At 65.9% G+C, this 23935-nt stretch carries 20 protein-coding genes; 8 read left to right on the top strand and 12 right to left on the bottom strand.

Annotation, left to right across the window (positions count from 1 at the left end; all coding sequences use genetic code 11):
- Window positions 1–2: 2 nt before the first annotated feature.
- The 3 genes from FA85_RS04995 to FA85_RS04985 all read right to left on the bottom strand — a co-directional run bounded on the left by FA85_RS04995 (window position 3) and on the right by FA85_RS04985 (window position 5260).
- Complete coding sequence (locus tag FA85_RS04995) at window positions 3–1769, bottom strand: autotransporter assembly complex protein TamA (protein WP_036117233.1); 1767 nt, start codon at window positions 1767–1769, stop codon at window positions 3–5.
- Window positions 1770–1918: 149 nt separating this feature from the next.
- Entirely contained in the window at window positions 1919–4555 is a 2637-nt protein-coding gene (locus FA85_RS04990) for a glycosyltransferase (RefSeq protein ID WP_036111265.1), read from the bottom strand.
- 237 nt (window positions 4556–4792) lie between these two features.
- Window positions 4793–5260: a Dps family protein gene (locus FA85_RS04985; RefSeq protein WP_036111267.1), complete on the bottom strand. Its 468-nt coding sequence runs from the start codon at window positions 5258–5260 to the stop codon at window positions 4793–4795.
- Between the two features lie 118 nt (window positions 5261–5378).
- Between FA85_RS04985 and hrpA the strand changes: the two genes are divergently transcribed.
- Window positions 5379–9452 (top strand): ATP-dependent RNA helicase HrpA, encoded by a 4074-nt coding sequence (gene hrpA / locus FA85_RS04980; protein ID WP_036111269.1) that lies wholly within the window; start codon window positions 5379–5381, stop codon window positions 9450–9452.
- Window positions 9453–9472: 20 nt separating this feature from the next.
- Complete coding sequence (locus FA85_RS04975; RefSeq protein ID WP_051944196.1) at window positions 9473–11578, top strand: RelA/SpoT family protein; 2106 nt, start codon at window positions 9473–9475, stop codon at window positions 11576–11578.
- A 25-nt stretch (window positions 11579–11603) separates the two neighbouring features.
- Here FA85_RS04975 and FA85_RS04970 read toward each other — a convergent pair whose 3' ends face one another.
- Window positions 11604–12185: a YggT family protein gene (locus FA85_RS04970; RefSeq protein ID WP_036111272.1), complete on the bottom strand. Its 582-nt coding sequence runs from the start codon at window positions 12183–12185 to the stop codon at window positions 11604–11606.
- Window positions 12182–13006 (bottom strand): pyrroline-5-carboxylate reductase, encoded by an 825-nt coding sequence (proC, locus tag FA85_RS04965; RefSeq protein WP_036111275.1) that lies wholly within the window; start codon window positions 13004–13006, stop codon window positions 12182–12184. The genes FA85_RS04970 and proC overlap by 4 nt, the downstream gene beginning before the upstream one ends.
- 117 nt (window positions 13007–13123) lie before the next feature.
- On the opposite strand from proC, the gene FA85_RS04960 reads away from it, so the two are divergent.
- The gene (locus tag FA85_RS04960) at window positions 13124–14161 is read left to right on the top strand and encodes a type IV pilus twitching motility protein PilT (protein WP_036111278.1); all 1038 of its coding nucleotides are present in this window, start codon (window positions 13124–13126) and stop codon (window positions 14159–14161) included.
- 93 nt (window positions 14162–14254) lie between these two features.
- On the top strand, window positions 14255–15418 hold the full coding sequence (locus tag FA85_RS04955; RefSeq protein WP_036111280.1) for a PilT/PilU family type 4a pilus ATPase: 1164 nt from the start codon (window positions 14255–14257) through the stop codon (window positions 15416–15418).
- A gap of 123 nt (window positions 15419–15541) precedes the next feature.
- Here FA85_RS04955 and FA85_RS04950 read toward each other — a convergent pair whose 3' ends face one another.
- The 5 genes from FA85_RS04950 to FA85_RS04930 all read right to left on the bottom strand — a co-directional run bounded on the left by FA85_RS04950 (window position 15542) and on the right by FA85_RS04930 (window position 19888).
- Window positions 15542–15907 carry a BON domain-containing protein gene (locus tag FA85_RS04950; protein ID WP_036111283.1) on the bottom strand — a complete coding sequence of 122 codons (366 nt, stop codon included), beginning with the start codon at window positions 15905–15907 and terminating at the stop codon, window positions 15542–15544.
- Between the two features lie 217 nt (window positions 15908–16124).
- A complete protein-coding gene (locus FA85_RS04945) occupies window positions 16125–17873 on the bottom strand; it encodes a hypothetical protein (RefSeq protein WP_036111285.1) in 1749 nt (582 codons plus the stop codon).
- Between the two features lie 64 nt (window positions 17874–17937).
- Complete coding sequence (locus FA85_RS04940; protein WP_036111289.1) at window positions 17938–18864, bottom strand: aspartate carbamoyltransferase catalytic subunit; 927 nt, start codon at window positions 18862–18864, stop codon at window positions 17938–17940.
- 24 nt (window positions 18865–18888) lie between these two features.
- On the bottom strand, window positions 18889–19308 hold the full coding sequence (gene ruvX, locus FA85_RS04935; RefSeq protein WP_036111291.1) for a Holliday junction resolvase RuvX: 420 nt from the start codon (window positions 19306–19308) through the stop codon (window positions 18889–18891).
- Between the two features lie 13 nt (window positions 19309–19321).
- Complete coding sequence (locus FA85_RS04930; protein ID WP_036111294.1) at window positions 19322–19888, bottom strand: YqgE/AlgH family protein; 567 nt, start codon at window positions 19886–19888, stop codon at window positions 19322–19324.
- Between the two features lie 91 nt (window positions 19889–19979).
- On the opposite strand from FA85_RS04930, the gene FA85_RS04925 reads away from it, so the two are divergent.
- Complete coding sequence (locus tag FA85_RS04925; RefSeq protein WP_197056486.1) at window positions 19980–20309, top strand: hypothetical protein; 330 nt, start codon at window positions 19980–19982, stop codon at window positions 20307–20309.
- 169 nt (window positions 20310–20478) lie between these two features.
- Here the strand turns inward: FA85_RS04925 and FA85_RS04920 are convergent, their stop codons facing one another.
- Together FA85_RS04920 and gshB are read right to left on the bottom strand one after the other, a co-directional pair.
- Window positions 20479–21339, bottom strand: coding sequence for an energy transducer TonB (locus FA85_RS04920; protein ID WP_036111297.1), 861 nt, complete (start codon window positions 21337–21339; stop codon window positions 20479–20481).
- Entirely contained in the window at window positions 21336–22280 is a 945-nt protein-coding gene (gshB, locus tag FA85_RS04915) for a glutathione synthase (protein WP_036111299.1), read from the bottom strand. The genes FA85_RS04920 and gshB overlap by 4 nt, the downstream gene beginning before the upstream one ends.
- 300 nt (window positions 22281–22580) lie before the next feature.
- On the opposite strand from gshB, the gene pilG reads away from it, so the two are divergent.
- Genes pilG through FA85_RS04900 form a run of 3 tightly spaced genes read left to right on the top strand, consistent with a single transcriptional unit; the run spans window position 22581 to window position 23902 of the window.
- Window positions 22581–22937, top strand: a complete 357-nt coding sequence (gene pilG, locus FA85_RS04910; RefSeq protein ID WP_051944199.1) for a twitching motility response regulator PilG — start codon at window positions 22581–22583, stop codon at window positions 22935–22937.
- A gap of 37 nt (window positions 22938–22974) precedes the next feature.
- Window positions 22975–23349 carry a response regulator gene (locus FA85_RS04905; protein ID WP_036111303.1) on the top strand — a complete coding sequence of 125 codons (375 nt, stop codon included), beginning with the start codon at window positions 22975–22977 and terminating at the stop codon, window positions 23347–23349.
- A 7-nt stretch (window positions 23350–23356) separates the two neighbouring features.
- Window positions 23357–23902, top strand: coding sequence for a chemotaxis protein CheW (locus FA85_RS04900; protein WP_036111305.1), 546 nt, complete (start codon window positions 23357–23359; stop codon window positions 23900–23902).
- Window positions 23903–23935: the final 33 nt, after the last annotated feature.

Raw genomic sequence — 23935 nt, 5'->3', positions numbered from 1 at the left:
GCTCACAGGTCGGGCCCGATGACGACGTGAAGGTGGATGCCGTGTTCGTTCTTGTCGCCGACCGGCACGCCGACATCCGCGCGGATCATGCCGACCGGTGACAGCCAGCGGACGCCCAAACCGGCGCCGATGCGCGGGCTGTAATCGGTGCCCGTGAACGCGTTGCCGGCGTCGACGAAGGCGGCCATGCCCCAGTTGCGGGTGAAGTAGTGCTCGACCTCGGTGCTGCCGACCAGCAGACCTTCGCCACCGATCACGCGACCGTAGCTGTTACGCGGACCGATGCTCTCGAAGTCGTAACCGCGCACGGAGCGATCGCCACCGGCGAAGAAGCGCAGCTGCGGCGGCAGATCGCTGAAGTTGTCGGTCCAGATCTTGCCGGCGGTGCCGCGCAGGATCAGACGGTTGCGGCCCCAGAACGACTGAATCCATTTCACGTCGCCGATCACCTGCGAGAAGCTGGCGTCGGAGAGCAGACCGCCCACGGTGCTGCGTCCGGTGACGGTGATCGACCAGCCGCTGCGCACGAAGGTCGGGTTGTCGCCCTTCTTCCTGCTCAGCGTCACCTCGGGGTAGAGCAGGGTGCTGCGACCGTGTTCGAGGCCCGCGGCGCTGTCGGCTTCATCGCCACGCTTGCCGACGGTGAAGGTGCCGGACAAGGCGCTGACGCCGAGCGTGCGCGTCCAGCCATGCCACAGGCGCGTCTCGTTGGCGACCAGCTGCAACGTGCGCGACTGCGAGGTCACGGTGTTGGCGTCGCGGTAATTCGCGCCGAAGTTGAAGCTGCGCTGGTTGGGGCCGGGCATGGGGATCTGGTACAGCGTGGAGATCGTCTTCAGGCGTGTGGCGACGACCAGCTCATTCTTCCACTTGTGACCGCGATCGTTGATCCAGCGCTTCTCGATACCGCCGCGCAGGCCGGGGCCGGTATCCGTGCCGAAGAACGGACCGCCCGTGTAGATGGTCCGCTTGGCCGGCGCCAGTTCGACGTCGATGTCGATCGTGCCTTCCTTCGCGTTGTCCGTATCGGGGATGACGTTGACGACGGCGAAATAGTCGGCGCCGTTCAACGCCTGTTGCAGTTCCAGAAGCTGGCCCTGCGAGAAGTAGTCGCCGCTCTTGAACGGCACGTAGCGATCGAGGAAACCGTCGCGGAACTGCGAGTTCTTGAAGACGACGTGGCCGTACCGATACCGCTGGCCGGCTTCCCACTTCAGGTTAACCGTGGCGCTGTGCTCGGCCCGGTTCACTTCCACGCTGTGCGTGACGAGCCTGGCGTCCAGGTAACCCGTGGCGGTCAGCGCGCCGCTGACCGCGTCGCGCGCGCCGTCGTAGGCGCCGTCGTTCATGGGCTGGTCTTTGAGGTTTTCGACACCGCGGACGGCGCGACGGATCGTCGGCACCTTCTTCGCGTCGTCATCGACCGTGACAATCACCTTCGTGATCTTCACCGGCGTACCGGGGACCACATGCAGCGTCACCTGCCAGTCGTTGCCGACCTGGTTGAGGTCGCCCGTCGCCGTCGCTTCGTAGTAGCCGTAGGGGCGAAGCGCGGTCTGCACCTGGTCGGGCGCCTTCTCGTAAAGGCGGCGAACCTGCGCGGCGGTGACGTCGCGTTTGGCGTACTGGGAGAGGTCGACGCCGGCGACCACGGCGTTCTTCAGGTTCTCGTCGACACCGTCGACACGGAGAACGATGCCGGCATGCGCGAGCGTGGGCAGGAGGAACCACGGCAGAAGCAGCAGTCCATGGCGTCTGGTAAGGCGCATGAGCGTCCTGTTCCGATCGTGATTCACAAACGCCGTCGCGAGGACGGCAGCCAGGCGGGGTCGCATCCAGCGTCCCCTGACGTCAGGTCTTGGCGTAACTTACCGCGACGGGCGTGTAAGGTCGATACACAAACGTGAACGAGGCTGAATCAACCGGCCTCGTCACCCGAGGTATGCGCGATCCACGCGCCGACCAGAGCGGACACGTACGGAATCGACTGCGCGGCCAGGATGAACATCCACAGCTCGCTTTCCGTATAGGCCGTGCCGTAATGCATGGCCATGCCGATCACGGCGCAGAGCAGGGCGATGGCCATGAGGCCTTCTTCGCGCACCGGTGCGAAGGCGGCGAAGCTGCTGCCACCCATGCGCCGGCTCTTGGCCGTCACCACGAATGCGGTCTTCTCACGCGTCAGGCCATGCAGGATGCCGCGCGCGATGGCGTGCGACAGGCCCATGCTGGCCACCGATGCCATGATGGTGTCGTACCAGCCGCACGGGACACGTGCCCGGTACAGCACCACACCGAAGATAGCCTTGGCGAAGAAGAAGCCGATCACGGGGATCATGAACAGCTGCATCGGCAGGTTGAAGTACTCCGGCGCGTAGATCATGCCCGCGGTCCAGAGCAGACCCATCATCGTGAAGATGAAATGCAGCGCGTCGGCGAACCAGCTGAACCAGCCGGTGAGGAAGTGGAAACGCTGACCGGCGGAGAGCGGACCCTTGCGGGTCATCCAGTTCCAGCGGCCCTTGAGGATCTGCATGGCGCCGAACGCCCAGCGGTAGCGCTGGCTCTTGTACGCCTTGAAGTCCGCCGGGGTGAGGCCCTTGCCCATCAGCTCGTCGACGTAGACCAGCTCGTAACCCGAATGCATCAGGCGCAGGCCGAGTTCGGCGTCTTCGCAGATGGTCCATTCGGACCAGCCGCCGGTGCCTTCCAGCGCCGAGCGACGGACCATGGTCATGGTGCCATGCTGGATGATCGCGTTGCGCTCGTTGCGGTGGTGCATGCCGATGCGGAAGAAGCCGTCGAATTCCCAGGCGGTCATGCGGCGGAAGCGGTTCTTCTCGAAGTCGCGGTGGGCCTGCGGGCACTGCACCACGGCGACCTTCGAGTCGTGGAAGTAACCTGTGAGGGAGGCGAGCCAGTCTTCACGCACCACGTAATCGGCATCGATGACGGCCACCACATCGGCGCGCTCGTCGGTCGCGGTCAGGCCGAAGTTCAGCGCGCCGGCCTTGTAGCCGGGCCACGGTTCGAGGTGGAAGAAGCGGAACTTCGGGCCGAGCTGCTCGCAGTACGCCTTGACCGGCTCCCAGACCGCCGGGTCCTTGGTGTTGTTGTCCAGCACCAGGACTTCGTAGTTCTCGTAGTCCAGCGCGGCCAGCGAGTCCAGGGTCATCTGGACCATCTCCGGCGGCTCGTTGTGGCAGGCCAGGTGGATGGAAACGAAGGGCTGACGCTCGACCGGGTCCTTGGGCAGCATGCCCGCATGACGGATCCAGCTGCGGGCCCAGAGGACCTCGGTGAACTCGAAGCCGTTGATCAGCAGGATGCCGAGGATGGCGATCTGCGCGGGGAACAGCAGGATCAGCATCGCCCAGTCGAACGGGCTGAGGTAGAAATTGAACGGCAGGGTCGCCGACCAGACGATCAGGCCGCAGGCCAGCTGGATCAGCGCCATGAAGAACAGGCGCCCCATCAGCTTGAAGCGGCTGAAGCGCAGGCCGAACCACAGCATCGGGAAGAACGCGATGACCGACGCGGCGAGCGCCTTCCAGGGCCAGCCCACGTCCTCGGTGACCGGGCCGGTGAAGGGGAACTTCAGCTGGCGGTCGGCGTTGAACATGCCCCAGTAGGCGCCGGTGCGGCCTTCGCCCAGGTTTTCCTTCCACGGCTGATCGATGGCTTCGAGGACGTAGTAGTCGTCGATGCCCTTGCGCTTGGCCACGTTGAAGAATTCACGGAGGAAGATCGCCTCGTTGGAGACGCTGGGGTACGCGTACTTGTTGCGGTCGCCGTTGGACGGCCAGCCGATCTCGCCGATGACGATGTGCTTGCCGGGGAAGGTCTTCTGCAGGGCCTGGTAGCTGCCGTCGGTGTTGTTGCTGCCGTCCTCGTTGCGGGTGCCGATGGAGTCGGCGACGCCGGCACGGGTCTCGATGCCGTTCCAGTAGGGGAAGAGGTGGACCGTGATGAAGTCGACGTGGTTCGCCAGCTCCGGGTTCTGGATCCAGACGTGGAACGGCTCGGCCACGGAAACCGGTTGGTGCACCGCGGCACGGACCCGGTCGAGGTACGCCATGATCTGCTCGGGCTTCATGTCGCCGCGGAACAGCGACTCGTTGCCCACGATGACCCGGGTGATCGTCTTGGGATAGCGGTTGGCCTGGGCGATCAGCGCTTCGATCTCGCGCTCGTTGTTTTCGAGGCGCGTGTCGATGTTGGCACCCGCCATGACGTCCAGACCTTCCTTCGCGGCCAGGCGAACCGTCTGCGGGTTCTCCAGCATCGAGTAAGTGCGGATGCGGGGCGAATACTTTCGGACCAGCCTGAGATCGCTGTCGATCTCCGGATCCGTGGCGAAGTCGCCCTTCATCGGGTTCTGGTAGCGCTGGTAGGCGGTGAACGCGAAGCCCGGGATCGGGCCGTGCCAGTCGGTCGGCCCGTTGGGCAGATTGGCTACCAGCCAGAGGCCGAAGTTAAGGCCCGCGACGAGGATCGCGAGGATCAGCGCGGCGAGAATCGGATGGCTTCGTTCGGTCTTGGTGGCTGAGCTCAAAACAATCCCCGGACCGGTCGGCCCCCAAATGGAGTCAGAAGGTAACCGGGGGAGCTTAACCAACGCGAGGGACCGGCTCAACGCATTGCAGCAAAGCCGGTCAGGCTGGCCTCAGAGAAAAAGCCGAAACCGGGGGCCGCAAGCGGGTAGGAGCGCGCCCCGCGCGCGAAAAGCCAACAGGGCGGGGGATGCGGGAAATCCATCGCGCGCAAGGCGCGCTCCTACAGGGGCTGCCGCTTATTTCAGGAGGGAGCGCAGCATCCAGGCGGTCTTCTCGTGTTCCTTGAGGCGCCCGGTGACCATGTCGGCGGTGCCTTCGTCACCTGCGGCCTCGGCACCCTTGATCGTGTCACGCGAGGTGGCGGCGGCGATCTCGTGGCCTTCGACCAGCTGGGCCACCATGTCCTTCCACTCGGGCACGCCCGATTCTTCCTTGATCGAGGTGAGCTTGCCGAACTGGCTGTAGGAGCCCGGGGCGAACACGTCGAGGATGCGGATCCGCTCGGCGACCTCGTCGGCGGCCAGCCACAGGGCGTTGTACTGCACCTCGAACATGGCGTGGAGGCTGTTGAACTGCGGCCCGGTCACGTTCCAATGGAAGTTGTGGGTCTTCAGATACAGCGAATACGTGTCCGCCAGCAGCTTGGACAGGTGCTTCGCGACCGCTTCACGGTCTTTCTTGGCAATACCGATATCGATGGCCATCTCACGACTCTCCTTGGAATGATCTTGCTTTGGATTGAAATCTTAACGTTCGGACCGGACGAGGTGAAATGAAACGTTCCGATGCCGTCCATAGGCGCACGCTATTATTGGCGTCCCCATGAGTACAACCACACCTCCCGCCCGTTCCCCGTCGCCCGATCCGCGCCTGCGCGCGATGCGCGATGCGCTCAATCACGTGGCCAGCCGCGATTTCGGTCGCCTGCTCGGGCGCTGGCGCGGTCTCCAGCGCAAGCCGGATCCATCCCGCGTGGACGCCCTCGCCGCCGATATCGAGGTGTCGCGCGCGCGGCGCGCGGCACGAGCCGCGTCCAAGCCGGCGATCACGGTGGATGCCTCGCTGCCCATCGCGGCGCGCGCGGAAGACATCATCAAGCTGATTCGCGAAAATCAGGTCGTCGTGCTGGCCGGTGAGACCGGCTCGGGCAAGACCACGCAGTTGCCGAAGCTGTGCCTTGCGGCCGGGCGCGGCGAGGCGGGGCTGATCGGTTGCACGCAGCCGCGGCGTCTTGCCGCACGTTCGGTCGCCACGCGCGTGGCCGAGGAGCTGGGCACGCCGCTGGGCGACAAGGTCGGCTTCCAGGTGCGCTTCACCGAGAAGGTGTCCGATCAGGCGCTGGTCAAGTTCATGACCGACGGCATCCTCCTGGCCGAGACCCAGTCGGATCCCTGGCTGTCCGCCTACGACACGATCATCATCGACGAGGCGCACGAGCGCAGCCTCAACATCGACTTTCTGTTGGGCTACCTCCGGCGGCTGGCCGAGCGCCGGCCGGACCTGAAGATCATCGTGACCTCGGCGACGATCGACACCGAGCGCTTCGCCACGCATTTCGGCAATGCGCCGGTGGTCGAGGTCGAGGGGCGTACCTACCCGGTCGAGGTTCGCTACCGGCCGCCCGGTGAGCGCGGCGAAGGCAATGTCGCGCAGCAGATCGCGGACGCGATGGACGACATCACGCGTGAGGATCCGCGTGGTGACGTGCTGGTATTCCTGCCCGGCGAGCGCGAAATTCGCGACACCCATCTGTTGTTGTCGCGCAAGCAGTACCGTGAGACCGAGGTGGTGGCGCTCTACGCGCGACTCTCCGCCAGCGAGCAGGATCGTGTGTTCCGCCCCGGGCCGAAGCGGCGCATCGTGCTGGCGACCAACGTGGCCGAAACCTCGTTGACCGTGCCGCGCATCAGGTATGTCGTGGATCCCGGTACCGCGCGCGTCAAACGCTACAGCCAGCGGGGACAGCTGGAGCGGCTGCATATCGAGCCCATTTCGCAGGCCGCCGCCAACCAGCGCAAGGGCCGCTGCGGACGCGTGGGACCGGGCATCTGCTATCGGCTTTACGAAGAAGCCGACTTCAATCTCCGTCCGGAGTTCACGGACCCGGAACTGCTCCGATCCTCGCTCGCCAACGTGATCCTGCGCATGCTGGCGCTGGATCTGGGCGAGGTGGAGGACTTTCCGTTCCTCGAAGCGCCGGATCCCCGCATCGTGGCCGATGGCTACCGCCGCCTCGCCGAGATCGGTGCGATCGACGACGACCGCCGCCTCACGGCGACCGGGCGTACCGTCGCGCGTCTGCCGATCGATGTGCAGCTGGCGCGCATGCTGGTGGAAGCGCGTCGGCTTGGTTCGCTGGCCGAACTGACCACGATCGTCGCGTTCCTCAGCATCCAGGACCCACGCGAGCGTCCGCCGGAAGCGCGCGGCCAGGCCGATGCGGCTCATGCACAGTTTGCCGATCCGAAATCCGACTTCGTCGGCGTGCTGAATCTGTGGCGCGGCTATCTGTCCGCGGCCGAGGAACTCACCTCGTCGAAGCTGCGCGACTGGTGCTCACGTCACTTCCTGAGCTTCATGCGCATGCGCGAATGGCGCGAGCTGCACCGGCAGCTCGTGCTGGTGACGCGCGACCTCGGCTGGTCGGACCGGGATAAGTCCGAGGACAAGGCAGGCCAGGGCAAGCCGGCTGTGGCAGGAGCCAGCCCTGCTGGCGATAAGCGCCGCCGCAACCGTGCGGGCGCCAACAGGGATGGCTCCCACCAAAGCGGGGAGATCGCCAACAGGGTCAGCTCCCACCAAAGCGGGGAGATCGCCAACAGGGTTGGCTCCCACCAGGGAGAGGGCAACGCGGACGCGCTCTTCGAAGCCGTGCACCGCAGCCTCCTCGCGGGCCTGCCGACCCAGGTCGGCCACAAGGACGAGAAGGGCATCTTCCGCGGGACGCGCGAGCGCCGCTTCCAGGTCTTCCCCGGTTCCGCGCTGGCCAAGTCGCCGCCGGCATGGATCTTCGCCGCGCAGATCCTGGATATCGGGGGGCGCATCTGGGCGATGATGAACGCGCGGGTCGATCCGGCGTGGATCGAAACACAGGCCAGTCACCTCGTCCGCGCCACGGCGCGCGACGCCCACTGGTCGCGCAAGCGCGGTACCGTCGTGGCGTACGAACAGGTCACGCTGTTCGGCCTGGTGCTGGTCGAGCGTCGTCCGGTGACCTTCCACCGGCAGGATCCCAGGCTGGCGCACGAGATCTTTCTGCGCGAGGCGCTGGTGCGTGCGGATATCGACAGTCGCGCCGACTTCGTCCGTGCCAATGCGCGCGTGCTCGAGCAGGCGCATGACATCGAAGCCAAGCAGCGCCGCGCCGGGCTGCTGCGTTCCGACGACGACCTGGTCGCCTTCTTCGACGGTAAGCTGCCTGAGGAGATCGCCGACGTACGCGCGCTCGACGCGTGGTACCGGAAGGCATCGCCGGGTGAACAGGCCGCCTTGCGCTGGACGCTCGCCGATGTGATGGACACGGGCAGCGGGCTCGATCCGAAGGCGTTCCCCGCCTCCCTCGATATCGGTCAGCACCGCTACCGGCTCGAATACCGCTTCGTCCCCGGCGATCACGCCGATGGCGTCACCGTGAATGTGCCGCTGGCTTTCCTCAATGCGTTGCCGACGGCGCGGGGCGAGTGGCTGGTCGCTGGCCTGCTCGCCGACAAGGTGGCCGAGCTGATCCGTGCATTGCCGAAGGCGCTGCGGCGCAACTTCGTGCCCGCGCCGGATTTCGCACGCGCGTTCGCCGAAGCCGAGTCGCCGCGTGACGAATCCCTGCCGCTGGCGCTGGCCCGTTTTCTGAAGAAAACCACGGGTGTCGACGTCGACGCCGCGGCGTTCGCCGATGCGGAACTTCCGCCGCACCTGCTGATGCGCTACCGCGTGCACGACGAAAACGGTCGCACCGTGGCCGAAGGCCGTGACCTCGCGGCGATTCGTGCCCAGTGGGAAGGCAAGGCGCGCGAAGCGTTCTCGCGCAAGACCGACATCGAACTCACGCGCGAGGACATCGTCACGTGGGACTTCGAATCGATCCCTGCGGAAGTGACGTCCGAAGCCGGCCTGAAGGCCTACCCCGCGCTGGTCGACCTCGGCGAGGCGGTGGCGTTGCGTGTCTTCGAGCGCGCCGACGAGGCCGCTGAAGCGCATGCGGGTGGTGTGGAGCGGCTGCTGCGTGAAGCGCTCGGGCCTGAATTCAAGCGCGCGAAACGGCAGTTGCCGATCGCCAACCCGCTGTCGCTCAAATACGCGCCGATGGGCAGTGTCGACGGTCTGCGCGAGGACCTCGTGGAGGGTGGCTTCAGCGACCTGCTCGAAGGTCGCAGGCTCGACATGCGCACCCAGGGTGCCTTCGAAGCCTTGCGCACGGAATTCGCCCAGAAACTGTTCGGCGCCGCGATGGCGCGGCAGAAGCTCGCCGAGCCGATTATCGAGGCACAGGCCGAACTCAAGCCGTGGATGGAGCCGCCACTGATGGGCTTCGCCAGGGCCAGCTACGACGACCTGCGCGAGCAACTCGCGGCCTTGTTGCAGCCAGGGTTTCTGCGGGAACTGCCGACCACCCGGCTCGCGCATATCCCTCGGTACCTGAAAGCCATGCGTCTGCGTGGCGAGCGTCTCCGCCAGGATCCGGCGCGTGACCAGTCGCGTATGCTGCAGGTGCTGCCGTACTGGCGCGCGCTGCTGCAAGGCGGCGGCACCGCGCTGGATGCGACGGACTGGAGCGAGCTACGCTGGTTGCTCGAAGAATGGCGCGTGTCCCTGTTTGCCCAGGAGCTGAAAACGGCCGAGCCGGTTTCAGCCAAACGGCTGGCGAAGGCACTGGAAACCGCGCAGGCGGCGTCACGATGAAAACCCGCGAGGATGAAGCCATGAGCGAGATGCGCTCCCCGGAGGCGAAAGGCAACGCGATGCCGCTGACCGAGCGTGCCCGCGAGGCCTGTGCCGTGCTGCCCGTGGCGGCGCGGGCCGAAGGCGAGACCGTCATCGAGCTGTTGCGCCTGCTCGGCTGCGATGACGAAACCTGCGCCTCGGCACTGTGGTTTTCGCTGGTCAACGGGCTGCCCGGCGCGGCCGACGAGGCGGCCAAGACATGGGCGCCCACACTGCGCCGCCTGGTCGAAGGGCAGGGCGAAGCGGAAAAGGTCTGGGCACTGCATGCGCAGCGCGGTCCGGCCAGCGGCGCGGAAGGCCTGCGCCGCCTGTTGCTGGCGATCATCCGCGATCTCCGCGTCGTGTTCGTCCTGCTCGCGCGCCAGCTCGCCGCGATGCGCACCGCCATGGCCTTGCCGGATCACGAACGTCGTGAACTGGCCCAGCTCACGTCCGACATCCATGCGCCGCTCGCCAATCGCCTCGGTATCTGGCAGCTGAAATGGGAGCTGGAGGATCTCGCCTTCCGTTACCTGGAGCCGGACACCTACCGCCGTATCGCGCGGCTGCTCGACGAGCGCCGCACCGATCGCGAGACGTTTATCGCCGCGAGCCTGACGACGCTGCGCGAGACGCTCGACGGTGCCGGCGTGCATGCCGATCTCGCCGGTCGTCCGAAGCACATTTTCTCCATCTGGAAGAAGATGAAGAAGAAGGGGCTGGAGTTCTCCGACCTCTACGACATCCGCGCGGTTCGCATCCTCGTCGACAGCGTCGCCGACTGTTACGCGGCGCTGGGTCTCGTCCACAGCCTGTGGCCGCATCTGCCGGGCGAGTTCGACGACTACGTCGCGCGACCCAAGGGCAACGGTTACCGGTCGCTGCATACCGCCGTGCTGGGCCCGCAGGGTAAGACGCTGGAAGTGCAGATCCGTACGCACGAGATGCACCGCGCTAACGAACTCGGCGTGGCCGCGCACTGGCGTTACAAGGAAGGCGGCGGTGCCGATGCGGAATTCGAGGCGAAGATCGCCTGGATGCGCAAGCTGCTCGAACCGCGCGGTGAAGACGAGGCCGAACTCGCCGCGGGCTTCGAAACCGAGCTGATGGAAGACCGCGTGTATGTGCTGTCGCCCAAGGGCGAGGTCATCGACATGCCGCGGGGTGCGACCGTGCTCGATTTCGCGTACCACATCCATACCGAGGTCGGTCATCGCTGCCGTGGCGCGAAGCTCAACGGCCGCATCGTGCCGCTGACCACGCAGCCGCGTAGCGGCGACCGCATCGAGATCCTCACCACCAAGGTGTCGGAGCCGAGCCGTGACTGGCTCTCGGCCCATCACGGTTACCTGCATACGTCGCGCGCGAAGGAAAAGGTGCGCGGCTGGTTCCGGCGCGAGGCGCACGACGCCAACATCGTGACGGGCAAGATCACCCTCGAGAAGGAGCTGCGCCGGCTGGCGCTCGACGACGTCGATCTGGCCAAGCTGGCCACGCACTTCCGCCTGAAGTCGGTCGACGAGCTCTACGTCACCATCGCACTCGGTGAGGTCACGCTGGGGCAGGTGGCGCGTTCACTGCAGGAGCCGGTGGAACCGGAGATCACGCAGTCGGGCAACCCCGTCGCGTCGCGCGCCGCCCAGCACGACCGCGGGGCGCTGTCGATCGAGGGCCTGGGCAATCTGCTCACGACGCTTGCGCGCTGCTGCCAGCCGCTGCCGGGCGACCCGGTGCGTGGCTTCATCACCCGCGGACGTGGCGTATCGGTTCATCGCTCCGATTGCGCCAGCCTGGCACGGCTCGCACGCCGCAGCCCCGAACGCGTCATCGACGTGAGCTGGGGCCGCGTGGAGGTGCAGAGTTACGAGATCGACATCGAGCTGCGCGGTTACGACCGGAAGGGTCTGCAGAAGGATGTCGCCACCACGATCAGCAACACCGGACCGCATATCGTCGCGTCCTCCAGCCGCGTGCATGTGCGGACGGGCGAGGTCGACATGCGCTTTACGCTGCGAGTGAAGGACTATGAGCAGCTCTCGACGCTGCTCGGTCGGTTGAGCGCGCTGTCCAACGTGACGGATGCGCGGAGGGTGGGAGGCAGGTAGGAGCGCGCCGGGCGCGCTCCTGCCTTCAGCCTGCCGCCCCCATCATCATGGACACGCCCCAGTCCTTGATCGGTGCGGCAATCAGCATCCGCGCCAGGATCAGGCCGAGAATCACCACGGTCGGCGAGAAATCCAGCCCGCCGATCGTCATGCGCCCACGCAGCGGCCTCACCAGTGGCTCGGCCAGGCTCGTGACCAGACGCGCCACCGGGTGGTAGCGATCGGTCGATAGCATGCTCATGATCGACCAGACGAAGACCAGCACCACCCAGGTCAGCAGGAAGATATCCAGCGTCTCGCCCAGGCCGGTGATCGCCAGGCCGAGGACGTTCGGCGCGATGCCCGCCATGGCGGCGATCAGCAGCCACTTGACGCACTCGAGCAGGTACACGATCACGATGCCGCCGGTGTTCACCCGTCGCACGGGCGGCAGCACCTTGCGCAGCGGTCGCAGCACCGGGTTGGTGAACCGGTAGAGGAACTGGCAGATCGGGTTGTGGAAGTCGGCCCGGTACGCTTCGGCGAGGATGCGCAGGATGAAGAGCGTGACGAGTGCGCCGAAAGCGACTTCAAGGAGCAGGCCGCCGGCGTTGGTCAGGTAGTTCACGTGTTCGATTCCATGTCTTCGGATAGTTGAAAGCCGCGTCGGCGCGCCGCGTCGACCGCCCGCGCCACGATGGCAGGGAAATGATCGTCGCGAAAGCTCTCCAGCGCAGCCTGGGTGGTGCCGTTGGGGGAGGTGACGCGTTGCCGCAGCGTGGCGGCGCTCTCACCGGATTCGACCAGCATGCGCCCGGCGCCGAACGCCGTCTGCGCAGCGAGGGCCCGGGCCGTCTCACGGGACAGCCCTTGAGAAAATGCCGCGTTTTCCAGTGCCTCGACCATCAGGAAGAAATACGCCGGGCCCGAGCCGGAGAGGGCGGTGACGATATCCAGCTGGTCCTCGTCAGGCACCCACACGGTCAGGCCGCCCGCGTCCAGCACGTGCTGCGCCTCGGCCCGCTGCGGTGCGCTCACCCGCCCGTTGGCGAACAGCCCGGTGGCGCCGGCGCCGAACATGGCGGGCGTATTGGGCATGGAGCGCACCACGGGCAGGGCGGCATCGAACCAGCGCTCGAGCTGGGCGATGCGGATGCCCGCCGCGATGGAGATGATCACCGGCCGGTATTTCTGTACCGCCGGACGGAGGCCACGGCAGACCTCGGCCATCATCTGCGGCTTGACCGCCAGCACGAGGATCGACGCGCCTTCGGCGGCGTCGAGGTTGTCGGTGTAGGTGGCCACGCCGTATTCGCGGGAGAGCTCCTGCAGTGCCTCGGCGCGGGGCTCGGCCACCGCGATGCCGCCGGGCTGGGCGCCGTGGCGAAGCATGCCGGCGATCAAGGCCGTGGCCATGTTGCCGCCGCCGATAAAGGCGATCCGATTCATGGGGTGGTCCGCTCCGTTCGCGATGGTTTTCACAGTCACCGAAGCATATATGGTGCCGCGCCTTGCCGCCGACCCTCCGGCGTGTTTACCTATGCCCCACATCGAAAGGGGACCCTCATGGATATCGCCGAACTCCTTGCCTTCTCAGTGAAGAACAAGGCCTCCGACCTGCACCTCTCCGCGGGCCTGCCGCCCATGATCCGCGTCGATGGTGACGTGCGGCGTATCAATATCCCCGCGCTGGAGCACAAGCAGGTCCATTCGCTGATCTACGACATCATGTCGGACAAGCAGCGCCGCGACTTCGAAGAGTTCCTCGAGACCGACTTCTCGTTCGAGATCCCCGGGCTGGCGCGCTTCCGCGTCAACGCCTTCAACCACAACCGTGGTGCCGGCGCGGTGTTCCGTACCATTCCTTCCGAGGTGCTCACGCTGGAAGACCTCGGCGCACCGAAGATCTTCCGCGAGCTGATCGAACAGCCGCAGGGCCTGATCCTGGTCACCGGGCCGACCGGTTCGGGCAAGTCCACGACGCTGGCGGCGATGGTCGATCACATCAACAAGAACGAATACGGTCACCTGCTCACCGTCGAGGATCCGATCGAGTTCGTGCATACCTCGCAGAAGTGCCTGGTGAACCAGCGTGAAGTGCACCGCGACACCCATGGCTTCAACGAGGCCCTGCGTTCGGCACTGCGTGAGGATCCCGACTACATCCTGGTCGGCGAGCTTCGCGATCTGGAGACCATCCGCCTGGCGCTGACCGCCGCGGAAACCGGCCATCTGGTGTTCGGTACGCTGCATACCTCGTCGGCCGCCAAGACCATCGACCGCATCATCGACGTGTTCCCGGCAGGCGAAAAGCCGATGGTCCGCTCGATGCTGTCCGAGTCGTTGCGCGCGGTCATTTCGCAGTCCCTGCTGAAGAAGGTGGGTGGCGGTCGTCTGGCGGCCCACGAGATCATGGTCGGCATCCCGGCCATCCGTAACCTGATCCGCGAGGATAAGGTCGCCCAGATGTACTCGGCGATCCAGACCGGTCAGCAGTACGGCATGCAGACCCTCGACCAGAACCTGCTCGATCTGGTCAAGCGCGGCCAGATCACCCGCCAGGAAGGCATGATGTACGCCAAGAACAAGGAATCGTTCCGCTAAGGCGTGAAACAGTCCGCTGCAAGCGCCCCCGTCGCCGGTATATGATCGCGACAGGGGCGCCGGCCCGGTCCGGCACACGGGGACCAGACCGCCATGAGCGAATTCGATTTCACCTCTTTTCTGAAGCTGATGGTGCATAAGCAGGCATCCGACCTGTTCATCACCGCCGGCGTCGCACCTTCCATGAAGGTCCAGGGACGCATCGTTCCCATCACGCAGAGCCCGCTGTCCGCGCAGCAGTCGCGCGACATGGTGCTGAACGTGATGACGCCCGCCCAGCGCGAAGAGTTCGAAAAGACCCACGAGTGCCAGTTCGCCATCAGCGCCTCGGGGGTCGGACGTTTCCGTGTGTCGTGCTTCTACCAGCGCAACTGCGTCGGTATGGTGCTGCGCCGGATCGAGTCGAAGATCCCCACGCCGGAAGAACTGAGTCTGCCGCCGATCATCAAGCAGCTGGCGATGACCAAGCGCGGCATCATCATCTTCGTCGGTGGTACCGGTACCGGTAAGTCCACGTCGCTCGCGTCGATGATCGGCTACCGCAACCAGAACTCCACGGGTCACATCATCACGATCGAAGACCCGATCGAATACGTGCACAAGCACGAAGGCTGCATCATCACCCAGCGCGAACTCGGCATCGATACCGACAACTGGGAAAACGCGCTGAAAAACACGCTGCGCCAGGCGCCCGACGTCATCATGATCGGCGAGGTGCGTACGCGCGAGACGATGGAGCACGCGATCAACTTCTCGGAGACGGGCCACCTGTGCCTGTGCACGCTGCATGCGAACAATGCCAACCAGGCGCTGGACCGTATCCTCCACTTCTTCCCGGAGGATCGTCGCAGCGCGTTGTTCATGGATCTCTCGCTGAACCTCAAGGGCATCGTCGCTCAGCAGCTGATCCCGACGCCGGACGGCAAGTCGCGCCGCGTCGCGGTGGAAGTGCTTCTGGGCACGCCGCTCGCGCAGGATTACATCCGCCAGGGTGAGGTGCATAAGCTCAAGGAGCTGATGCGCGACTCGAATCAGCTCGGCATGCGGACGTTCGACCAGAGCCTGGTCGAGCTGTACCACGCTGGTGAGATCTCTTACGAAGACGCGCTGCGTCACGCGGACAGTTCGAACGAAGTGCGCCTGCGGATCAAGCTGGCCCAGGGCGGCGATGCGCATACGCTGTCGCAGGGGCTGGAAGGTGTCGAGATCGACTCGACGAACGACAAGCAGACGTTCGGCGGGATGCTGAGCCGGTAGGCGGGCGCGTCGCCAGCAGGACTGGCTGGCGGCCATCGGATCAGGCGAGCGCGAAGGCTGCCCGGGACCGCATAAAAAAAGGGAGCCTTTCGGCTCCCTTTTCGATTCCGCCGAAGCGAAGTCTTACTGTGCGGCAGCCGACACGGTCAGGCCGCTCGCGTCGACGCTCTTCACGCCCTTGATCTTCTTGGCGATCATCTCGGCGTGGCTCTTTTCCTTCGCCGTGGCGACCGTACCGGTCAGAGTGACGACGCCGTCAGCGGTCGAGACCGAAATGTCGGTGGCCTTGACGCTCTTGTTGGCGGCGAATTCGGACTTCACCTTGGTGGTGATCCACGTGTCGTCCGCCTTGCCGGCGACCGTCTGGTTGTCGCCCTTGCTCGTGGCCGCCGCGGAGTCCTGTGCATTGACCTGAGCGAACGGGACCGTGCCGAGACCGGCAACGAGAGCGGCGGCGAACAGGGCCTTACGGAGGTTCGAATGGTTCATGGGGAACTCCTTTATACGAATCTGTGATGGGACTGGCGACGGCGCCGCGCACTGTGGCTGCCGTGTCGCGGGGCCTATGGAAACAGCGCATCCGTGAACGATTCGTGCCCGAAAAACCGCTCCGTTCAGCTTTGCCGAAAGGGTGATCAGTGTCTGCTCAGCGCATAAAAAAGGCGGCCCCGGAGGGCCGCCTTCGTCTTTGGCGCCGTAACGCGGCTTACTTGTATTCGACCGCGCCCGAGATCACCAGGCCCTTCTCGTCGACATGCGACTCGCCCGAGACCTGCACGACGCGGGCGGCCTGAGCCTTCATCGCATCGAACTGGGCCTTGGAGCGCTGAGCCGCCGCGGCGGTGTCGGCCTGGCCGTCCGGAGCGCCATCGGCACCGGCGGCTTCCGTCATGTTGCTGGCGAAGGCCTGAGCCTTATCGGCCATCACGTCGACCCACGAGCGGTACATGTCGCCGTTGAGATGCAGGCGGGAGACGCGGCCCGCGTCACCCGTGCTGCCCATGAGGACGTCGTCGAGCTTGGCGTCTTCGCCGGCACCCAGGCCGATGGCGATGGCCTGGCCGTTCATGGCGGCCCAGCCCGGCATACCGAGCATGCCGCTGATGTTCGGCGGCAGAGCGACCGGCTTGCCGTCGCCGGCCAGCTTGAAGTCGCCGCCGAGCATCGCCTGACCCATGGCCAGCAGGCCCGCCGGGTTACGCGTCGCGATCACGACACGGCCGGTGAGCTGCGGCATCTGCTGCGCGTTGGCGGCAGGCTTGAACGAGTCGATCAGCACGCGAAGCCCGCGCAGGTCGCCGATCGGCGGGATGGCCGCCTGCTGCATGGTCGAACCCATTTTGGCGAAGCTGTCATTCATGCTGGCGAAGGCCGGGCATTCGAACGGCTTGGCCGCTACGGCTTCCGCCTGCGCGGTGAAGAACGTGCGCAGCTGTTCGACGGGCAGCGCGAGGCTGATGTCGAACGCGCCGGTCGCGTCGCTACCCAGGCCCGGGACTTCGACCTTGAGACCGGAGAAGGCCTTGGTGATGTCGTCGGCCAGCGCGATGTCCACGCGCTGCTCCTGGTGGTGCAGGTCGAGGCGGGTGTAGCCGAAGCTGACGGAGGGCACGCGCGCGGCGATGCGCGACGCTTCGCTCTGGCAGCTCGGCGGCAGCGTGGGCACAGGCTCGCCGGTCTTGGCCGACTGGTGCTTGAGGAAGGTCGCGAACAGCGGATCCTTGCCCGTGGCGATCAGGGGCAGCAGACGGGTCAGGTCGACCTGGCCGACGGCGTAGTCCTTATAACCCTTGTCCTTGGCCAGATCGGCAAGGCGGCCGTCTTCCTGGATGCTCTTTTCCGGGCGATCGGCACCGAGCGCCTGACGGATCAGCGGCTGGGCCGCGTCGGCCGGCAGCAGCGAAACGACGGCCTGCTTACCGACGGTGGCGATGATCAGCTGGATGCCCGAGTCGGACAGGGCGACGTGGCGGTACGGCTGGCCACCGGCATCGGCGGTCTCGAGCTTCTTGCCATAGGCGGTTTCCAGGCGACCGACGAAGGCGTCCCACGCGGCGGTATCGGCCAGCGTGATGCGCGCGACCGGAGCGAGACCGAGGCCGTAGAAGGCCGTGCCGTTCTTCGCATCCAGGCCCATGTTCTTCAGGGCGGCCTCGGCGGTCTTGCCGTCGAACTCGGCGGCCAGCGCATTGACGAGGTTGGCGCCGTCCTTGTTGCCCTTGCTCTCGAGGTCCGAGGCGAAGGCCTTCATCTGACCCACCTGGCCCGGCAGCTCGCTGTTGGCCTGGGCCAGCATGGCCTCATAGGCGTCGTCGTCGAGCTTGTCGAGGCTTGCGACCACGTACGGCGTATCCGCCGGCACGAAGGCCAGAGGGGCATCCTTGTCTTTGTGGCCGCAGGCCGCCAGCAGCAAGCTGGCGACGCCGAGCGCGAGAAGTCGCTTGGTCGGTCGCATTCTGTATCCCATTGTTTGGTCCCTAGGTCCCGGCATTATGCCGGAACGCAAGGCGCGGTGCCGGTTAGCGGCCGAGCACTTCGCAAAGAACCGCCATCCGCACGAACACCCCGTTGCCGACCTGCTCGAGGATCCGCGACTGGGCGCCATCGGCGACGTCGGAGGCGATCTCGATGCCACGGTTGATCGGGCCCGGGTGCATCACCAGGCACCCCTTCGCCGCCCGGGCGAGGCGCCTGGTGTCAAGGCCATAGCGCTCGAAGTAGGCCGCTTCGTCCGGGAGGTCCGTCGAGGCCATGCGCTCTTTCTGCAGGCGCAGCATGATCACGGCGTCGACACCGGCGATCGCCTCGTCGAAATCCTCGTGGTACGTGACGCCGTTCAACTCGCCTTCGGTGGGCAGCAGCGCGGTCGGCCCCACGATACGGACGTCCTTCACGCCGAGTGCGCTCAGCACATGGACGTCGGAGCGGGCGACACGCGAGTGGCGCACGTCGCCGCAGATGGCAACCTTGACCTTGCGCATGTCCGGGTGGTGGTTGCGGATGGTCAGCGCATCTAGCAGGCCCTGCGTCGGGTGGGCGCGGTTGCCGTCGCCGGCATTCACCACGGACACGCCGCTCATCGCGTGCCTTACCAGTTCCTCGGGCGTTCCGGAGACCTTGTGGCGGACGACGATGGCGTCGAGATGCATGGCTTCGAGCGTGTGCAGGGTGTCGAACAGTTCTTCGCCCTTGCTGGTCGAGGACAGCCCGATGTCGAAATTGACGACATCGGCGCCGAGGCGACGCGCGGCCAGTTCGAACGACGTACGCGTGCGCGTCGAGGGCTCGAAGAACAGGTTGAGCACGGTACGACCGCCGAGCAGGTCCAGCTTGCGCGTGCCATGGGCGCTGGCGTCGCGCATGGAGTTCGCGCGGTCGAGCAGGCGCTCGATCGTTTCGCGCGGCAGGTTCTCGAGGGTGGTCAGATGGCGCAGGCGTTGGGACATGACGGCCTCAAGGTGGGGGATGGATCATGACTGCAGAAGATAAGACTCGAGGATGACCGCGGCGGCCTCGGCATCGATCGAGCGGACATCGGAGCGCTTGCGCGTGCCCGCGGCGCGTCCGGCGGCGAAGCGGCGCGCGGCCTCCTGCGAGCTCATGCGCTCGTCGGCGAAGGTCACGGGCAGGGCGTAGCGCTCGCCGATGCGCTCGGCGAAACGGCGGGCGGTGCGGGTCATCGGTTGTTCCTTGCCCTCGTTGTCGAGGGGCAGGCCGACGATCAGCGCCTCGGGCAGCCACTCGCGGCGAAGCGTGTCGAGCGCCTGCCAGTCGGGCTGGCCGTCGCGCACCGGCACCGCGGCGATGCCGCGGGCCGTTCCGGTAAGGCGGTTGCCGACGGCGACGCCGACGACCTTGGTGCCGACATCGAAACCGAACAGGCAACTCATCGCGAACGGATGCTCAGGCGTGACCGGCGTAGCCGGTCAGCTGGGAGGGGTCCTGCATGCCCAGCTTGCGGGCCGCGGCGACCCAGCGCTCGTCGAGCGGTGTGTCGAAAATGATGTGCTCGTCAGCGCGCGTGGTGAGCCAGGCGTTGTCCATGACTTCCTGTTCGAGCTGGCCGGCTTCCCAGCCCGCGTAGCCGAGCGTGACCACCGCGCGGCGGGGGCCTTCGCCCTTGGCCATGGCGACCAGGATGTCGCGCGAGGTGGTGACGGACCAGTCCTCGTTTACCCGGTAGCTGGAGTCCCAGTTGCCCGGCTCGCGATGGAGGACGAATCCGCGTTCCTGCTGCACCGGCCCGCCGATGAGTACCGGGTAGTCGGCGATCTCGGGGTCCTCGCACTCCAGCTTCATCTGCGCGAGCACATCGCCCAGGCGGTATTCGGAGATCTGGTTGATCAGCAGCCCGACCGCTCCGTCTTCGCCGTGCTGGCAAAGAAACGCGACGCCACGCGCGAACGGCGGTTCGGCCAGCGAGGGCATCGCGATGAGGAATTGACCCGCGAATGTGTTGGCGATCGTCATGACCACATTGTAGCCGCTGTTCGCCCGGGCGTGCGGATGGGTTCAGCGCGCCCGAGGTACCGTGTGCGCCCGGTCACAAGGAGGCAAACTCGTGAAGAAGATGATGTTCGCAAAGGGTTTTGTAGCGGCGACCGGCGCGCTCGCCGCTTCGCTGGCGCAGGCTTCGACGCCGTCGGCATGGAAGGACTATGACCAACGGCTGACGCAGGCCTGCGTCGCGGCAAGCGGCCTGAAGGATGTGAAGCCGGTGGGGCGGCCTATCGCGTATGACGACCGGGTGCCGGTGACGGCGCTGGTGCTGGCGGGGCGTTATCCGCAGAAGCACATGAAGAACCGGCCGGGGCGGGAGCTGTGTGTCTGGGACAGGAAGGCGCAGAAGGCCTACGTGAGTGAGGCGGATCAACTGCTGCCGGCATTGTGAATCGCGTTGGCGTGAATCGCGCGCAGGGCGCGCTCCTACAAGGCGCCTCGCCCCGTAGCAGCGCGCCCCGCGCGCGACCCGGCCCCTGTAGGAGCGCGCCCTGCGCGCGATAAGGTCCCTGTAGGAGCGCGCCCCGCGCGCGACCCGGGCTTCAGCCCGGCCCCCCGCCTCAGTAGTTCCTCAAAACATTCCCCGGCAAAAACTGCCACGTCCGGGTGATGTACAACTCATCCACCTTCGTCTTGTCAGCCGGCAGCGAGGGGAAGGGTGCCGCCAGCCGGACGATGCGCTGGGCGGCGTCATCGAGCAGCTTATGGCCTGAACTCTTGATCACGTCCATGCTCTTGATCGAGCCGTCCTTGTTCAGACCGACGGTGAGGACCAGCTCGCCATACAGCCCCTGGCGGCGGGCTTCGTCCGGGTAGTTGAGGTTGCCCACCCGCTCCACACGACCCACCCAGCCCTTCATGTAAGCGGCGTAGACGTACTCGCGCGTGTTGGACGAAATGAATTTCTTTTTCGGTCGCTTGGCGTAGGCCTGTGACTGTTCGCGCACCTCGGCCGACAGGCGAGCCATCTCCAGCTTGCGCTGGATCTCCTCGTCCGACACGGGCAGCGGGTGCTCCTGGTGCTCGGTCTGCTGTTTCGTCGTATCGACCGCGAAGGCGGTTTCACCGGAACTCGTCAGCAACTGCTGCGGCGTGCGGTCCTGAGGCGCGGGTGCCTGCGCTTCTTTCGGCTCGGGCGTGACGCCGCGCACGGGAGTCGGCAGCGGGCCGGACACCGGCTCCGACGGACGCGCCGCCTTGTCCTTGTCACCGCCGCCCGCGTTGTTCGCCTGGGCCAGGAAGTCGGCCTTGTCAGGCGGCTCCTGGTTGGCGACGTCCACGAGGGTGACGTCGAGCGTGGGAACGCTCGGTTTGGGCTTCTCCGCGTCGAAGGTGATGCCGAGGATGACGACACCGTGCAGCAGCAGCGAGAACAGCAGGGTCGCGCCGAACAGGTCGGCGCCGGTGGTGCGGGTCGTCATCGGGCCTCGATTGCGTCGAACATCAGCCCCGCGATGTTAATGCCGAACTGGGCATCCAGTTCCCGGATACAGGTCGGAGATGTGACGTTGATCTCGGTCAGGTAGTCGCCGATGACGTCCAGACCGACGAAGCGGAGGCCGCGACGCAGCAACTCGGGCGCCACCTGGGCGGCGATCCAGCGGTCACGCTCGGACAGCGGCACGCCTTCGCCACGGCCACCGGCCGCCAGGTTGCCGCGGAATTCGTCGCCCTGGGGAATGCGTGCGAGGGCATAAGGCACCGGTTCGCCGTCGATCAGCAGGATGCGCTTGTCACCCGACGTGATCTCCGGGATGTACTTCTGCGCGATGACGAAGTCGTGGCCTGCCGGACCCAGGAGGGTCTCCAGCATCGAGTTGAGGTTGCTGTCGCCGGCCCGGACGCGGAAGATTCCGCGACCGCCCATCCCGTCCAGCGGCTTCAGGACCGCCTCGCCGTGAAGGGCGACGAAGGCCTTGAGGTCGCCACGGTCGCGCGAGACCAGCGTCGGGGCGATGCACTGCGGGAAATCCAGCGCGAACAGCTTCTCGTTGCAGTCGCGCAGGCTGCGCGGGTCGTTGACGACCCTGGCGCCCGCCCGCTGGGCGCGCTCCAGCACCATGGTGTCGTAGACGAACTGGGCATCGACCGGCGGATCCTTGCGGGCCAGCACGATGTCTATCTCGCCAAGGGGGCGCCAGGCGGCTTCGCCCAGCGTGTACCAACCGGCGGGATCGTCTTTCACGGTGAGCGGCCGCAGGCGTGCCCAGGCCTCGCCGTCGCGCAGGGCCAGGTCGCCCTGCTCCATGTAAAAAAGGGTGTGGCCGCGGCGCGAAGCCTCCAGCAACATGGCGAAGGTGGAGTCCTTGGCGATCTTGATGGCGCGGATCGGGTCCATCAGGACGGCGACGGTGAGGGACATGGCGGGTCCGGCGAGCAGGAAAGGTGCCAAGTCTAGTGGAGCGGGAGGGTCCATTTCACAAGCCCGTCCCCCTTTTAAGAACAATTCATCTTGACGTAACTCTCACCAACCATTAAACAGCGGTCGGGAGGAACGCCGAAGAGCGGGCCGCCGGGACGCAGGTTCCGGACGACGACCCAGCGCACGGAACACGCCCCGGAAAGGGGCTATCCTGCGCGGGGATTTGCGGTTTTTTTTGCGTGGCACGGGGGCGCAGTGAACGAAAGCGGACGCGGTACCGACCTGACCGGTTTGAAGGTCATGGTCATCGACGATTCGAAAACCATCCGGCGCACGGCGGAAACGCTGTTGAAGAAGGAAGGCTGCGACGTCCTCACCGCCGTCGACGGCTTCGAGGCGCTGGCGAAGATCTCGGACCAGAAACCGAACATCATCTTCGTTGACATCATGATGCCGCGCCTGGACGGGTATCAGACCTGCGCGCTGATCAAGAACAACGCCCAGTTCCGCGGTACGCCGGTAATCATGCTGTCCTCCAAGGATGGCCTGTTCGACAAGGCGCGAGGTCGCATCGTCGGGGCCGAGCAGTACCTCACCAAGCCATTCACCCGCGACGAACTTCTCGGCGCGATTCACCGCTATGCGACGGCGAGCTGACCGACCTGATCTCGCTTAACGACGTCCAGGGGGACGTGTGGCAAATATCCTAATCATCGACGACTCGCCCACCGACGTACGCGTGTTCACCACGCTGCTCGAAAAGGCGGGTTTTTCCGTTTCCAGCGTGGACAATGCCGAAGCAGGCATCGCGCGGATCCAGGAGAACAAGCCCGATCTGGTCATCATGGACGTCATCATGCCCGGCATGAACGGCTTCCAGGCCACCCGTTCGCTGAGCCGCGACCCGGCCACGGCGGACGTGCCCGTGGTGATGATCACGACCAAATCGATGGAGACCGACCGCGTGTGGGGCCTGCGCCAGGGTGCGAAGGCCTTCATCACCAAGCCGGTAAACGAGAAGGAGCTTCTCTCGACCATCGCCAGCCTGCTCCCGAACAAGACGCACTGAGGGCGATATGAGCGAGAACGTTGCAACGTCGCCCTTCGAACTGCTCGCCTTCTACGAACGCGCCTGTCTGGCGCATTCGGCCGATGCGCCGGCGCACGTCGACTCGACGGGCCTGTGGCGTGGCATCGGGTTCCGCGTGGGTCGGCGCGCCTTCGTCAGCGGCATCGAGGAAATCAACGAACTGCTGGCGGTTCCCTCGCTGACCAACGTCCCAGGCACGCAGCCCTGGCTGATGGGCGTGGCGAACGTGCGAGGCAACCTGGTGCCGGCGATCGATCTGGGCCGGTTCCTGTTCGACGAACGTACGCCGTCTTCCGAACGTACGCGTCTGCTTCTCGTACGCCAGCACGGCGGCACGGTGGGGCTGCTGGTCGACGAGGTTTTCGGCCAGCGGACGATGGACGACGCCCAGCGCGGTTCGGGCGAAGACGAACGCGATCCGCGCCTGACGCGGTTCGTGGCTGAAAACGTGACACTTGGCGAGCAATCGTTCGGGCTGTTCAGCATGAGCCGTCTGGTTCGTGCGCCGGATTTCCGGCAGGCGGCGCTGTAAGGCGTCTCCAGGGGGACGGGGCGGCCTCTTGGC

This window comes from Luteibacter mycovicinus, from assembly GCF_000745235.1.
Lineage (GTDB): Bacteria > Pseudomonadota > Gammaproteobacteria > Xanthomonadales > Rhodanobacteraceae > Luteibacter > Luteibacter mycovicinus.
The sequence above is the reverse complement of the archived record's forward strand: the minus strand, read 5'-3'. Positions and strand labels throughout refer to the sequence as shown.